The sequence below is a fragment of the Methylophaga sp. F-2 genome, from assembly GCF_056859315.1.
On sequence record NZ_JBSXOF010000018.1, the window covers coordinates 119,116 to 134,422 of the forward strand.

At 43.5% G+C, this 15,307-nt stretch carries 12 protein-coding genes; 7 read left to right on the forward strand and 5 right to left on the reverse strand.

Translation table 11 applies throughout. The features are described 5' to 3' along the window. Window positions 1-54 precede the first annotated feature (54 nt). On the reverse strand, window positions 55-1,962 hold the full coding sequence (htpG, locus tag AC13DA_RS07595) for a molecular chaperone HtpG (protein WP_284450700.1): 1,908 nt from the start codon (window positions 1,960-1,962) through the stop codon (window positions 55-57). 187 nt (window positions 1,963-2,149) lie between these two features. On the opposite strand from htpG, the gene AC13DA_RS07600 reads away from it, so the two are divergent. The 6 genes from AC13DA_RS07600 to AC13DA_RS07625 all read left to right on the forward strand — a co-directional run bounded on the left by AC13DA_RS07600 (window position 2,150) and on the right by AC13DA_RS07625 (window position 7,990). Beyond that, entirely contained in the window at window positions 2,150-2,905 is a 756-nt protein-coding gene (locus tag AC13DA_RS07600; RefSeq protein ID WP_284450699.1) for an endonuclease/exonuclease/phosphatase family protein, read from the forward strand. A 16-nt stretch (window positions 2,906-2,921) separates the two neighbouring features. Then, the gene (locus tag AC13DA_RS07605; protein ID WP_284450698.1) at window positions 2,922-3,317 is read left to right on the forward strand and encodes a YkvA family protein; all 396 of its coding nucleotides are present in this window, start codon (window positions 2,922-2,924) and stop codon (window positions 3,315-3,317) included. Between the two features lie 106 nt (window positions 3,318-3,423). After that, window positions 3,424-3,702, forward strand: a complete 279-nt coding sequence (locus AC13DA_RS07610) for a YrhK family protein (protein ID WP_007146489.1) — start codon at window positions 3,424-3,426, stop codon at window positions 3,700-3,702. A 26-nt stretch (window positions 3,703-3,728) separates the two neighbouring features. Beyond that, on the forward strand, window positions 3,729-4,631 hold the full coding sequence (gene gluQRS, locus AC13DA_RS07615; RefSeq protein ID WP_284450697.1) for a tRNA glutamyl-Q(34) synthetase GluQRS: 903 nt from the start codon (window positions 3,729-3,731) through the stop codon (window positions 4,629-4,631). An 80-nt stretch (window positions 4,632-4,711) separates the two neighbouring features. After that, window positions 4,712-6,586, forward strand: a complete 1,875-nt coding sequence (locus AC13DA_RS07620; protein WP_284450696.1) for a methyl-accepting chemotaxis protein — start codon at window positions 4,712-4,714, stop codon at window positions 6,584-6,586. Window positions 6,587-6,685: 99 nt separating this feature from the next. Then, complete coding sequence (locus AC13DA_RS07625) at window positions 6,686-7,990, forward strand: YbaY family lipoprotein (protein WP_284450695.1); 1,305 nt, start codon at window positions 6,686-6,688, stop codon at window positions 7,988-7,990. A gap of 12 nt (window positions 7,991-8,002) precedes the next feature. Here the strand turns inward: AC13DA_RS07625 and AC13DA_RS07630 are convergent, their stop codons facing one another. Both AC13DA_RS07630 and AC13DA_RS07635 read right to left on the reverse strand, forming a co-directional pair. Next, window positions 8,003-11,167 carry an efflux RND transporter permease subunit gene (locus tag AC13DA_RS07630; protein ID WP_007146493.1) on the reverse strand — a complete coding sequence of 1,055 codons (3,165 nt, stop codon included), beginning with the start codon at window positions 11,165-11,167 and terminating at the stop codon, window positions 8,003-8,005. Window positions 11,168-11,213: 46 nt separating this feature from the next. Beyond that, on the reverse strand, window positions 11,214-12,404 hold the full coding sequence (locus AC13DA_RS07635) for an efflux RND transporter periplasmic adaptor subunit (protein WP_284450694.1): 1,191 nt from the start codon (window positions 12,402-12,404) through the stop codon (window positions 11,214-11,216). Between the two features lie 283 nt (window positions 12,405-12,687). Here AC13DA_RS07635 and AC13DA_RS07640 point away from each other — a divergent pair, with 283 nt between their 5' ends. After that, complete coding sequence (locus AC13DA_RS07640; protein ID WP_284450693.1) at window positions 12,688-13,335, forward strand: TetR/AcrR family transcriptional regulator; 648 nt, start codon at window positions 12,688-12,690, stop codon at window positions 13,333-13,335. 6 nt (window positions 13,336-13,341) lie between these two features. Here the strand turns inward: AC13DA_RS07640 and thpR are convergent, their stop codons facing one another. Together thpR and AC13DA_RS07650 are read right to left on the reverse strand one after the other, a co-directional pair. Further along, window positions 13,342-13,854: an RNA 2',3'-cyclic phosphodiesterase gene (thpR, locus tag AC13DA_RS07645; protein WP_284450692.1), complete on the reverse strand. Its 513-nt coding sequence runs from the start codon at window positions 13,852-13,854 to the stop codon at window positions 13,342-13,344. A 9-nt stretch (window positions 13,855-13,863) separates the two neighbouring features. Further along, window positions 13,864-15,273 carry a diguanylate cyclase gene (locus tag AC13DA_RS07650; RefSeq protein ID WP_284450691.1) on the reverse strand — a complete coding sequence of 470 codons (1,410 nt, stop codon included), beginning with the start codon at window positions 15,271-15,273 and terminating at the stop codon, window positions 13,864-13,866. Window positions 15,274-15,307 lie beyond the last annotated feature (34 nt).

The window sequence follows — 15,307 nt, forward strand, 5'->3', positions numbered from 1 at the left end:
AAAAAAGCCGGACAAATGTTTGCCCGGCTATTCTATCGCATCTGCGGTGTTTAACTAAGCAATCTTCAACAAAATCTCGTTGATACGTTTGACATAGGTGGCTGGATCTTCCAGTTGCCCACCTTCTGCCAATAATGCCTGGTCAAACAGAATCGATGTCCAGTCGGTAAAGCGACTTTCATCGGATTCATCTTTCAGTTTCACGACCATCGGATGCTCAGGGTTCAGCTCCATAATCGGTTTAGTCCCTGCCACATCCTGACCGGCTGCTTTTAACATACGTTCGAGATTCATACTCATATCGTAGTTATCTGCGACTAAACAGGCTGGAGAGTCTGTTAAACGATGCGTGATACGTACATCTTTGACTTTGTCTTCCAGTGATTTTTTCACTCTTTCCACTAAGTCTTCGAAGTTTTTATCGGTTTCTTCGTGCGCTTTTTTCTCTTCTTCGTCTTCCAGCTCACCTAAGTCCAGGTCACCTTTAGCGACTGATTGCAGGTGTTTATCATCAAACTCCGTCAGCGAATTCACTAACCATTCATCCACACGATCTGTCAGCAATAAGACTTCAATCCCTTTCTTACGGAAAACTTCCAGATGCGGGCTGTTTTTCGCTGCCGCGTAGCTTTCTGCAGTGATGTAGTAAATCTTCTCTTGCTTGTCTTTCATCCGGCTGACGTAGTCTTCCAGAGAAACCGTTTGGTCTGACGAGCCAGATTCGGTAGTGGCAAAGCGGAACAATTTCGCCAATGTTTCTTTATTAGCAAAGTCTTCGCCCGGACCTTCTTTTAACACCTGACCAAATTCTTTCCAGAACTCAGCATATTGCTCCGGTTCGTTTTTCGCCAGTTTGCTCAATTCGCTCAGGACTTTTTTCACTGACGCAGCACGGATGGTATCGATGGTTTTACTGCTTTGCAGAATTTCACGTGACACATTCAATGGCAAGTCGTTAGTATCCACCACACCACGAATAAAGCGCAGGTAACGTGGCATCAATTGTTCGCTGTCTTCCATGATAAAGACGCGTTTTACATACAGCTTGATGCCGTGCATGCGGTCACGATCCCATAAGTCAAATGGGGCTTTTGATGGAATGTAGAGCAGTGAGGTGTATTCGATATTGCCTTCGACTTTGTTATGACTCCACAGCATGGGGTCCTGATAGTCGTGAGCGATTTGTTTATAGAATTCTTTGTACTGATCGTCGGTGATGTCATTTTTCGACAGAGACCATAAGGCTGTCGCTTTGTTGATGGTTTCATCACCTTTATCGGCTTCATCAATTTCGCCATCTTGGTTCGGTAATGGCTCTTTTGCCATCACAATCGGCAGGTTGATGTGGTCTGAGTACTTGGTGATGATATTACGCAGACGCCAGCCGTTAGCGAACTCTTCTTCACCTTCACGAAGATGTAGCACGATTTCTGTACCGCGTTGTGGTTTTTCGATGGTTTCAATGGTGAACTCACCTTCACCGGCAGATTCCCATTGCACACCATGCTCAGCCGTCAGACCAGCACGGCGTGTTCGTAATGTGACTTTGTCAGCCACGATAAAGGCAGAATAGAAACCGACACCGAACTGACCAATTAATTGTGAATCTTTACTTTGATCGCCTGTGAGCTTTTCAAAAAACTTACGAGTACCACTGCGAGCAATGGTGCCGATATTTTCAATCACTTCTTCACGCGTCATACCAATACCGTTATCACTGATAGTGACGGTATTTTTATCTTTATCAAACTCGACACGAATTTTTAATTCCGCATCATCTTCATAAAGTGCATCGTCTGATAACGCTTCAAAACGCAATTTATCAGCTGCATCGGCCGCGTTTGAAACTAATTCGCGTAAAAAGATCTCTTTATTGGAGTACAAAGAGTGAATCATCAGATTCAATAGTTGTTTGACTTCAGTTTGAAAACCTAGCGTTTCCTTATGTGCATCAACACTCATTGAAAAAATGCCTCCGTATGGCTATTTGTTTGGACGTGGGAAGCAGATGGGGTCGGCTTTTTTAAAATCAAGAGCAAATGAAGAATATCTGTGACTTGGATTTTTCTTCCCAGCCAACCATAATAGTGAATAATTTTCTAAAGCCGGATAGTGCTCGGTTGACACAAGTACATTGGATTCTTCATACATGTCAAAAAACCAGCTCCGCATTCTAACCTACAATTTGCATAAAGGCTTTAACACCAGTAACCGCCAATTCACGTTGCATCCGATCCGAGATGCCTTGGTGGAAACCAATGCCGATATCATGCTGCTGCAGGAGATTCAGGGCGAGCACAGTAAACATGGTTTAACTCATGACGCTTGGCCGGAAGGTTTACACTCTGAGTTTTTGGCAAAAGATGTTTGGCCTCATCATGCTTACGGCAAGAATGCCATTTATGAAGTCGGCCACCATGGCAATGCTATTCTCAGCAAATATCCACTTGTCAGCTGGGAAAATATCAATGTCTCTCCATTCAGTTGGGCCAGCCGTAGTCTGTTACATGGCGAAATTCAATTGCCCTGGTCAGATGAGATTTTGCATATCATTTGTATTCACCTGGGTTTAACCGGTATAGAACGTCGCAAGCAATTTGGCTTGTTATGTGATCGTATACAGGCGCATGTACCGGATAGCGCACCACTCATTGTCGCCGGTGATTTTAATGACTGGACTGGTCAGGCTGAAAAACGTCTTGCACAGCGTCTTGATTTAAAAGAAGCTTACCGTACCCTGCATAATCGCTATGCGCGAACCTGGCCCTCATGGATGCCAATGTTGAAAATGGATCGTATTTATTATCGGGGCATGGAGCCGACCTTATGTGGCAGACCACCTCATTCGGCATGGAACCAATTATCCGATCACGCGCCACTTATCGCTGCTTTTAACTTACCCTGAGTCGATAGCTTTAAGGATGAAAATCATCGAACAGCTCAGAAAATGGGCAACTGCATTAAAAACCCAAATTACCGCATTGTATATCGCCTATCAGCGTCCTGATGTACCGTTGCTAAGTAAAATCATTATTAGTCTTGTCATCGCTTATGCCGTCAGCCCGATTGACCTGATTCCCGACTTTATTCCCGTCTTGGGCTGGTTGGATGAACTTCTGCTTTTACCTCTTGGCTGCTGGCTGGCTATTCGTTTAATACCTTCTGCCATCTGGCTCGATTGTCAGGAAAAAGCACAACATCGTTCTATTCAACTGCCGCGTAACCGATGGATCGTGTGGGGTATTATCATCATTTGGTGTTTGCTGGCTGTTTGGCTACTCTCTTTAGCCTGGCCCTACTTTGAACAGTATTTTTGAGGCAGCATGAACTTGCAGAGATAAGGTAATTTTCATTTAATGATTCGGTTTATAACTCGATCAGCGATTACTTTTCTTTGAAAAACCGTCTTTATCTGAGGTGCCAATGTCTGAGTCAACAAAACTCGATAATCCGATTACCTTCACTATAGGCCACGAACAATTACAGATTCGTCGACGCTATGAAGTGGTCAGTATTCTCAATGATTTTCTGATTGCTATCTGGTTTTTGATCGGCAGTATTCTCTTTCTGTATCCCGAGTACGAAAATACCGCAGTATGGCTTTTCATTATTGGTAGTTTTCAGTTTTTATTACGGCCCACTTTACGTTTAGCCTCGCATATTCACCTGCAGCGTATTCCTGAGTCTGAGTGGCAAAAATAGTGGTTAACGAACAATAAGATTCTACGATGACCGATTATATCGGGCGATATGCCCCCTCTCCCACTGGACCACTACACTTTGGTTCACTGGTCACTGCTGTTGCCAGCTATCTTGAGGCTAAAACCCAGTCAGGCAAATGGCTATTGCGAATGGAGGATCTGGATAAACCCAGAGAAATGCCTGGCGCAGCAGATGAGATATTACGTACGCTGGAAAGTTATGGCTTTGAATGGGATGGAGAGGTTGTTTATCAAAGCCAACGTAGTGACTTATATCAATCTTATCTTGACCAACTCATTGATAAACAACGTGTCTATCCCTGTAATTGTAGCCGCCGCGAAATTGCCGACATTGCCCATGCAGGAATAGAAGGTCCTATCTACCCAGGCTCATGTAGACATGGTCTGTCATCAGACCGGCAACAGATAGCCTGGCGACTCCGAGTAGATAGCGACAGACTGGTTTTTAGTGATCGGGTCTATGGTAACTTCCAGCATCATCTAAAGAATGATTTTGGTGACTTTATATTAAAACGCGCTGACGGGCTCTTTGCCTATCAGTTAGCCGTGGTAGTGGATGATGCCGAGCAAGGTATCAGTCATGTTGTTCGAGGTGCAGATTTATTAAATTCGACCAGTCGCCAGATTTATCTGCAGCAGCAACTAGGTGTTTCGACACCAAGCTATACCCATATTCCTCTAGTAAAAAATGCTCAAGGTGAAAAGCTGAGTAAACAAACCGCTGCACCAGCAATCAAAGACAAGGAGGCAACTGCACAGTTAATTAACGCCCTATGTTTTTTGGGGCTTGATGTAACAGCTCTGTCTTCAGCGATGCCGGTTTCAACTTTATGGCAGTGGGCATTGCCCCATTGGCAACTCTCCGGAGTTCAGAAAAAAATCATCCAAAAAAACAGTGAAAAAAGCTAAGGAAAGTAAGCGCCTGTCCGCTAAGGTGAATAGTATTATCAATCAACATGACAACTTCATGTTTTTTTAAGGAAAACCGCATGCTTAATCAACTCACTGTGAAAAAGAAACTCTTCATTTTGTCAGTATTGGTCGGTGTGACAATATTAGTGATGATTATTCTCGGGCAGATATTCCTATCCAAAATTATTCACTTAGAAAATGCCGCTCATCAAGCTGTTAAGTTAGAAACGAATATGTTGATGTTACGTCGACATGAAAAAGACTTTCTCAAACGACTTGATTTGAAATATCAAGATGAGTTTCATCAAACACAACAGATTTTTCTCAGTAATCTTGAACAACTTTCTCAGTCACTGGAGCAGCTTGATCAGTCACACGAATCACTCAACGCACTTCATGATGTGCTGATTGAATACGGCACAAAATTTGATGAAATTGCAGCCGTTGAACAAACCATAGGATTAACCCCTACCGATGGTTTATATGGCAACCTTCGAAAAACAGTGCATCAGGTTGAGGAGACCATCAACACATTTAATGACGATACTTTACTTGCCGCCATGCTGATGCTGAGACGTCATGAAAAAGATTTTATGCTGCGTTCAGACATCAAATATGTCAGTAAATTTGAAGAATCCTATACTGATTTTAATCGCCGCCTGGATGACAGTTATATTTCCACGGATATGAAAAAACAGATTGGCAATGAAATAGAAAAGTATCGTGCTGATTTTCTATCTTTAGTGAAAGGTTATGAAACACGTGGGATGAATTCTGAATCAGGATTGCTGGGAGAGTTACGTAGCACGATCCATCGAAGTGAAGGTGAACTTGATACGCTTGAACAACATATCAGTAATGAAATCCCTAAAGCGATACAAAATGCAAAAATCACTGTTTTTGTTATCGCATTGACACTGGCAGCACTGATTTTATGGCTTATCAGGCTATTAAGCCAGAGTATAATCATTCCACTTCATAAGCTGTCTGAAACCATGCAAGAAGTCGAAAAAAATCGCGATTTAAGCTTGCGTGTTGATGATAGTGGTAAAGATGAAATTGCCGAAATGGCACACTCCTTTAACCTAATGACGGCCTCATTTCAAAAGCTGATTCAACAGGTCATGACCTCTGCTCTCACCGTCAGTGCCGCAGCTGAGGAACTCTCTGTAGTGGCTGAACAAACCAAAAAAGGTGTTATCAACCAACAAAGCAGTAGTGAGCAAGTTGCTACAGCCATGAATGAAATGACCGCGACTGTGCAGGAAGTCGCACGTTATGCGGCTGAAGCAGCGAGTTTATCTAAAAGTTCTGATAGCGAGACCAGTCAGGGACAATTATTGGTCAAAGACACCATTGATTCCATCAAACAATTGGCTGTTCAGAGTTCAAGTAACGCAGATGCCATTAAAAACCTGCAGGCAGAAAGTGAAAACATTGGCACCGTATTAACCGTCATCCAAAGTATTGCCGAACAAACCAACTTACTAGCATTAAATGCAGCGATTGAAGCGGCACGTGCTGGCGAGTCTGGTCGAGGTTTTGCTGTTGTCGCAGATGAAGTCAGAACATTGGCACAACGCAGCAAAGAGTCAACAGAAGAAATTAAAACGATTATCGAGCGTTTGCAAAATGAAGCCAATCAATGTGTGACAGCTACAATGAAAGGCAAAGAATATGTAGAAGCCACCGTGACTAAAGTTGGCGCAGCTGGCGAAAGTCTCAGTATGATTTCAGAACGTGTCAGATCGATTATGGATATGAACACACATATTGCCAGTGCCGCCGAAGAACAAAGTGCCGTGGCTGAAGACATTAACCGTAATGTAAATCACATTGCACAAGTAGCCGAAGAAAATGCTGAAAGCACATCACAAACAACGGAAACCAGTCAGGGCCTTGCTGGACTGGCAGCAGACTTGCAAAAACTGATTACTCAGTTCAAAGTCTGACATAACAGAGCGTCATGGATGACGACTATCAGTGGTGGCAAGACAGTGCTGATTCACATTATGATGCATACTCAGGACTTATATTCAGGATGACATGTTATGCCCTTGTACCGTTTCTTCATATTTGTGTTAATCAGCCTGACGGTGGCTGCATGTGATTCTGACTCGGCGCAACGGACACTCAAGCAACAACAACTGAATATCAGTGGTCAGATCAGTTATCGCGAACGTATTGCACTCCCCAAAAATTCCCAACTCATTATTAAACTGGAAAATATCACCAGCGCACAAAAAAATGGCGAAATCATTGCCGAAAAAACGATATCCCTTGGCAACCGTCAAGTGCCCATCGATTTTCAGCTACAGGTGTTTAAAGATCAGCTGAATAAAGATGAAAATTATGCACTGCGTGCCTCTATTCAGGATAAAAGTGGGGAATTACTCTGGACCACCGATGAACTGAATCTGGTTCCTACAGATACCGATAAAGTTTCGCTCGGCCTACTTAATCTGGTGAAATTTCAACAGCCTGAGAATGATAATAGTCACACGGTACTGTTTCAATGTGGTGAACAACAGATCAGAACCGTCATCAAAAATGAGTCTATGCAGCTCAAGATGAACGATGATTTGTATATGCTATTTCAGGTGCCAACCGCTTCCGGTGCCAAATATCAGTCTAAAGATAAATTAGTCAGTTTCTGGAGTAAAGGTCATCAGGGGATTCTGACCATTGCTGATATGAGTTGGAGTCATTGTACTGCTGTTAATCAGGATCAACTGGAACAACTGCCTTTCCGGGCTCAAGGCCACGAGCCAGAATGGTCGCTTTCTGCAACGTATGACCAGGTGATTATGACGTGGGATAAAGGACAGAAACAGAGCGTGCTAGCTGAGACAGAACTGAATATTTACCACACCGGTTTTGAACTCAAAGCCTACTCTGACACCCGCTATATCAAAGTAGAAACCTTAGCTACTTTATGCCGTGATGATATGTCGGGATTACCCTACCCTTATCAGGTTAGCGTGCGATTGGACAATCTCGATTTTCAGGGCTGCGGGGGCCATAGTCGTGATTTACTCGTAGGTCAGGAATGGATAGTTCAGGACTTAAATCAACAAGGTGTGATTGATTTTTCACGCCTGACCATGACCTTTGATGATCAGGGGCGTTTATCAGGATTTACTTCATGTAACCAGTACAGTACGGCTTATGAATTTAATGAACGACTGGATATCGCTTCAGCGATTACCACACAAAAAGTGTGTCCGGTGGCTATTATGAATCAGGAAAAATTATTTTTGTCGATACTGACGGATGTAGAATCGCTGGATATCAGCATAAACGGCGCTTTGATTTTGAAAACAGCAGACGGGCGGACGATTACCGCCCGTCGCTGATAAAGCCGGGCTTTATTTCATTACCACATGATTGTGACTATGGTAACGGCGATTACCTTCCAGCTTCCGTAACATCACATAGAAAACTGGGGTAAAGAACAAGCCGAAGAATGTGACCCCGAGCATGCCTGAGAAAACGGTGACACCAATATCATTACGCATTTCTGAACCTGCACCGGTCGATAGCACCATCGGTACAACCCCCATAATGAACGCAAAGGATGTCATCAAAATCGGTCTTAAACGCATACGACTGGCTTTGATTGCCGCTTTTACTGTTTCCATGCCATCAATCTCAAGCTCGCGAGCGAACTCAACAATCAAAATGGCATTTTTACTGGCCAGTCCCGCCAGCACAAAGAAACTTATCTGCGTGAAGATATTGCTATCGCCATCGGTTAACCATACACCCGTCACTGCTGCCAGAATCGATAGCGGCACAATGGTAATCACCACCAGCGGCAAGATAAGACTTTCATATTGTGCAGCTAACACTAAGAAAACCAATAACAAACATAAAGGGAAAATGAATAACGCAGTATTCCCACTAATCACTTGTTGATAGGTTAAATCAGTCCATTCAAATTCCATTCCCGAAGGCAAGGTTTTTTCCAGGATCTCACTAATCGCATCTTGGGCCTGGCCACTTGAGTAACCCGGTGCGGCATTACCATTCAAGTCAGCCGCCAGATAACCATTATAGTGAGCCGCACTTTCCGGACCATAGCTTTCTTGCATTTGTAATACGCTGCCTAATGGCACCATATCGCCATTGCTATTCCGTACTTTTAGATTCAACGCATCATCCGGTGCATTACGATAATCAGAATCCGCCTGAGCAATCACCTGATAGGTACGACCAAACTGATTGAAATCATTGATATAGAGTGAACCGAGATAAATCTGCATGGTGTCAAAAATATCTTTGATGTTCAGTCCAAGCTGTTTGGCTTTTGTCCGATCTAAATCAGCATAAAGCTGAGGTACATTAATTTTATAGTTCGAGTAAACGCTGGTAAGCGCTGGACTCTGCCATGCCTGACCTTGTACCTGAGAGACTACTTCAGCGAGTTTTTCATAACCCAGATCTGCGCGGTCCTCAATCTGCAATTTAAAACCACCTGTCGTTCCCAAACCACGTACAGGTGGTGGCGGGAAAATGGCGATGAAGGCTTCTTCTACCTGAGCAAATTTCGCTTGCAAACGACCTGCAATAGCCGCAGCAGACAGGTCAGGTGACTTACGTTTATCAAATGAATCCAAAGTAACAAACACAATCCCCGCGCTTGGGCTATTAGTGAAACCGTTGACGGATAATCCCGGGAACTGCACAGCACTCTGAACACCTGGTTCATTCAGTGCAATACGCCCCATTTCTTTGATAACGTCCTGTGTCCGAGCTAGAGATGCACCATCTGGTAACTGGGCAAAACTGATCAGGTATTGTTTATCCTGTGCTGGTACAAAGCCTTTTGGCAATATATTCAAACCATAGACCGTCATCCCTAATAAGATGATGTACACAAAAGACATGATGACTTTGTGTTTTAACAAACCACCGACTGAACCAGAATAACCATTTGATGCTTTCTTAAACGTCTTGTTGAAGATGTTAAAGAACCAGCCAAACAGAAAATCAATGATTCTGGTGAGTCTGTCTTTAGGCGCATCATGCCCTTTCAACAACAGCGCCGATAATGCTGGACTCAAGGTCAAGGAGTTAACGGCTGAAATCACTGTAGAGATAGCAATCGTCAACGCAAATTGTTGGTAGAACTGCCCGGTTAAACCACTCACAAAAGCGATAGGTACAAACACGGCAACCAGCGTTAACGAAATCGCGACGATAGGCCCACTGACCTCTCGCATGGCTTGGTAACTTGCTTCAAGCGGAGATAAACCATTCTCAATATTACGTTCGACGTTTTCCACGACCACAATCGCATCATCCACCACGATGCCAATGGCCAGCACCAAACCGAATAAGGACAAGGTATTGATGGAAAAGCCAAACACATGCATCAACGCAAAGGTACCGATAATTGAAACCGGCACGGCTAATAATGGAATTAATGAGGCACGCCATGTTTGCAAGAACACGACCACGACGATAACGACTAAGACAAGCGCTTCCAGTAAGGTTTTAATGACCGCATGAATGGAGTCACGAACGAATACGGTCGGGTCATACACCACGCTGTAATCGACGCCCTCAGGGAAATTCTTTTTCAGCTTGGCCATGGTGCTGCGAATATTGTCGGAAATCTCGATGGCATTCGCACCCGGTGACTGGAAGATAGGAATCGCTACCGCAGGCTGATTATTTAACATTGAGTTCAAGCTGAACTCAGCCGCTTGTAATTCAACTCTGGCCACATCTTTCAGACGTGTCACCTGACCATCACTACCAGCTCTGATAATGATGTTTTCAAACTCTTCAGGTGATTCCAGACGACCTTTTGCATTGATCGGTAATTGCACATCAACCGGTTCGGTCATCGGCGCGCCGCCGATAATACCGGCAGCTACCTGAACATTTTGCTCTCTGATCGCGTTGACCACATCCATCGCCGTCAATTGTCGTTCGGCTACTTTTTCAGGGTTGAGCCAAATACGCATGGCATAGTCACCTGAACCGAACAGACGAACTTGTCCGACGCCTTCAACTTTGGCTAACTCATCTTTAACATGAAGAACGGCATAGTTACGCAGATATAACTCATCATAGCGTTTATCAGGAGAGGTTAAATGCACAACCATGGTCAGATCTGGAGAGCTTTTAACCACCGTCACACCAAGTTGACGAGTCACTTCTGGCAATCTAGGTGTTGCCTGCGTGACACGATTTTGCACCATCTGCTGAGCTAAATCCGGATCGGTGCCTATTTTAAAAGTCACAGTCAGTGTCATGCGACCATCTGAGGTAGCTTGTGAAAACATATAGATCATGTTTTCTACACCACTCAGCTGCTCTTCCAGTGGTCTGGCTACCGTCTCAGCAATGACTTTAGGGTTGGCACCCGGAAACTGAGCGTTGACGACAACTGAGGGTGGCGATACCTCAGGATATTCGGATATCGGCAGCTGAAACATCGACAGTAAGCCGGCAATAAAAATAAGAATGGATAAAACACCCGCAAATATGGGTCTGTCCACAAAAAACTTGGAAATATTCATTGCGTTCCTTCGTTACGCTATTTAGCGACTTAACTTATTGTCAAAGCTATTTTTCTGACACCGGAGCATCTGTTTCAGCCACAGCTTTCGGTGAAACAACCATATTTGGTCTAATGTGAGACAGGCCATTTACAACGACTTTATCACCGGCTTTTAAGCCCGATAACACGATACGCTTGTCCTGGTGATGTCCACCTAACACAACTTCCTGATAAACCGCCTGATTCTCATCATTGATCACAAACACAAACTTCTTGTTTTGATTGGTGCCAATCGCTCTGCTAGGGATGAGCAATGCATCTTGTTTATCAGGTGAACCGACTTTTACATTGGCATACATACCCGGCGTCAACGCACCATCTTTATTATCAAAAATAGCGCGGGCACGAATGGTGCCGCTGGCGATATCCAAACGATTATCTAATGAATAAATATCACCGTGATAGACAACGCTTTCATCTGCCGCCAGAGTCATATCAACAGGCATTGTGTGTTCTTTTTCCGTATTTCTCATCATCTTTATATACGTTTGCTCATCGACATCAAACTCAGCATAAAAACGATCATTGGCCACAATGGTGGTTAATACGGGCGCACTCGGTGTCGTTTCGATGATATTGCCTACCGTCAATTCAGCGCGGCTGAGACGACCAGCAAATGGCGCACGGATATAGCAATAATTCAGATTCAGTTTTGCCTGCGAGACAGCACTTTCTGCTTCGCGAATAGCCGCAATGGCAACCTGATTTTCATTTTTAGCGGCATCAAACACACTATCAGACACCAATTTATCTCTGACCAGTTTTTCTGTACGAGCGAGCTCATCTTTGGCCAGAGTCGCTTTCGATTTAGCAGATGCCAATTGCGCTTCGGCACTGGCTAAAGCCGCTTTGTAAGGACGTGGGTCGATAACAAAAAGTAGCTCATTTTTCTCCACTAACTGGCCATCAGTGAACAATACCTGTTGAAGTTCGCCGCCAACGAGCGGTTTGATATCCGCTCTATCAACTGCACTCAATCGACCAGAAAAGCTTGTCCAGATGCGGACTTTCTCTGGTTGTACGGTAATCACCTCAGCGACAGGTGGCGGCGGCGTATTTGGCGCTGCGGCTTGTGCAGATTTCTCACCCTGCTGTGCAAACATCACATAGGCAAATCCCGCTGCGATGCACACAAGAATAAAAATAAGTAGCTTTAATCCACCGCGATTTTGACGGTTTGATGATACTTCAGACATGGAAATCTCCGTGAGCCAGATAAGCCTAGCAGGTCCTTGATAAAACTATCCTGTTCAGGATAAACTGCAATAGAATACATACCGACCGGTATGTTAGTCAATATGACCGAGAAAATAGTCAACTTTTCTACAAGATTCATATAAAACAACGATCTAAATCACCATCACGGTAACTCATCTTAATTAAAGTATGCTTTCATTTTGGATAGTTTCTTGTAAGAAACTTGTCACACAAACCGAGCGGTATCTATACTGTATTATTAGAATGAATGGTTTATAAAATATGTCTGTCACAGAAACTCGTGAAAAGCTATTGTCAACAGCACTGGAGCTGATCTGGCAAAGCAACTACAACTGCGTTGGCGTCAATGATATTTGTCGGCAGGCTGGCGTGACCAAAGGCGCGTTTTATCATCACTTTGATTCTAAAGCATCATTATTCTGTGAAGCCGCAAGCTATTACTGGCAAGTTATAAAAACCGACCTAGATGCTGTTTTTTCACCTATCAACTCGCCTCTGCAACAACTTGAGAATCTCATCGAGTTTGTTTTTAAATCGAAAATAAGTACACGTAATAAACCGATACCAGGCTGTCCCTTCTTTAACGCCGGAGCACAAATTGGTACGGATGATGAACAGGTATTGGAAGCCTTACGATCGCTGTCCCAAACAGCCATTAACTATGATATTGCTCTGGTTAAAGCGCTGTCATCAGCTGGCTATCTCAATTACAAGGCCGATCCAGAAAGTTTAGGCCGCATGATGTACACCTATATTCACGGTGTAATGAGCTTTGCTCACCTTCAGACTGATATTTCAACCGTAAGAAAAGATCTGCCTGAAGGCTTATACCGGCTTCTGGGTATCAAAGAAGAATATTGGTTTACGGAATCAGCTACCTGGAATAAGCAACCACTGCTAGCAAAATAGTGATGCTTATGCTTGTAGCTCCCAACTTTCTATTAGCCTGTATTCCACCCCTGATGCTAAAGAAACTGACTCAACCAAAGCAAATTTTTTTGCTCGCATTGAAATCGCGTTAAAGCAGATCTGAGGTCGATATTGTGCTTTTCTTGCCAATGTCATATGAGCACGAAACGGGCGGTTTTCTCTATGAACAGGTAAATCCCGTATCAGGTGGTTTAAAGCATTGACTAGTCGATACAAGTATAATGGCTGTTTCTGACAGGTCAGGCAAACAATACGAGGCTTTGACCAGTAATCAATTTCATTAAACTGAAGTGCGACTGGAGATGACTTCAGTGCTCTTGCCCTCTGTCTTAAGGTCAGAATAACGGCCTCTTCAACGTTCCCTAAAAAAGCTAATGTAACGTGTAAATTGGTCGTCTTTAATTTTCTTAAACCCGGCTGTTCGAGACGCTCAGATAACTGACTCACCTCAGTGCGTATCGTATCATCAGGCCAAAGTGCAAAAAACACACGTCGCATATTAGATCGCTAAAACACAATCGTTGTATTACGACCGAGTTCTTTTGCACGGTATAAGGCCATATCAGCCCTTTTTATACAGTCATCAACCGCTTCATGTTCATTGTATTCAGTCACACCAAAGCTTGCCGTCACCTGCAGATCATTTACCCCAAAATCCGCTTTCTCGATCAATCGTCGCATATGCTCTGCCACAGCCTTAGCTCCATGATTGTTCGTCTCGGGACAGACGATTAAAAATTCTTCGCCACCCCAACGGCCAACGATGTCTGTGTCTCTCAAATTCTCAGACAACATATCAGCAATTTTTTTTATAACCTGGTCACCAATGACATGACCATAGGTATCATTCACTTTCTTAAAATGGTCAATGTCCATAATGATGACCGAAAATTGATGTTGATATCGATGGTAAGTCTGCAATGCTTCCTGAAATGCCTCATGCAGATAGTAACGGTTGGGTAATCCGGTTAACTGGTCATTTTGTGACATATACACCAGTTTTTTATTGACCGCTTTCAACTCCCTATTATGTCGATGAACAACGCGATAACGATAAAGAGACAAGAGGAGAATGATGAATAAACCAGCAAGTAATTTCCATAACAAACTATAGTCAGCATCATATTCCAATTTGACCGATAGCCAATTATTCAAAATCTGTTGGCGTTGGGCTTCACTAGTTGCATTGATTGCTTTGTTATAAATCGACAATAACAAAGGAAGGTCTCTACGAATACCAACAGACATATTGTACTGTTCATTAAGCACACCACTGATTTTCAGATGAGAAATACCGTGTGCCAGCATTTGATAATTGATACTCGGCACGGTATCAATAAATGCGAACGCCATCCCGCGTTCTACCAGTTTCAGACCCTCAACAGCACTACCGGCTTCAATAATATTCAATCCAGGATAATTGTCCCTGATAAGTTTTATGGCAGCGTAGTCTCTAACCATAACAAATTTTTTATCTTTTACTTGAGACAAGTTAATAATAAATGGAATATCAGGGTGAGTCGCCAACGCAAGTGAATAGGTTATATAGGGTTTAGTAACGGTCAGATAATCGCGTCTTTCAGGGATATCCTGGGCACTGGATAACACATCACATTTTTTTTGCTGAATAAATTCGAGTGATTGATCCCAGCTGACCGTTTTCACCAGCACTACCGGCTTACCAATCATGCTTGACCATAATTGGTGAAAACTCGACATGATGCCAGTGTAATGGCCGCTTTTATCAATCCCTTCGTAAGGCATCCAATCTGGATCGGTACAAAGATGAATCTCGTCGATTTTATCAAGGAAGGCTTGCTCTGATACTGTCAGATTAAGTGTTTGTTGAGCAAACGAGGGAGCTTGAACCGAGATATAAACACAAAGTAACAGTAAAAACCGTAAGCTCAACTTCATCTTCCTTGATAGCCTCATATCACTTATAGCATCG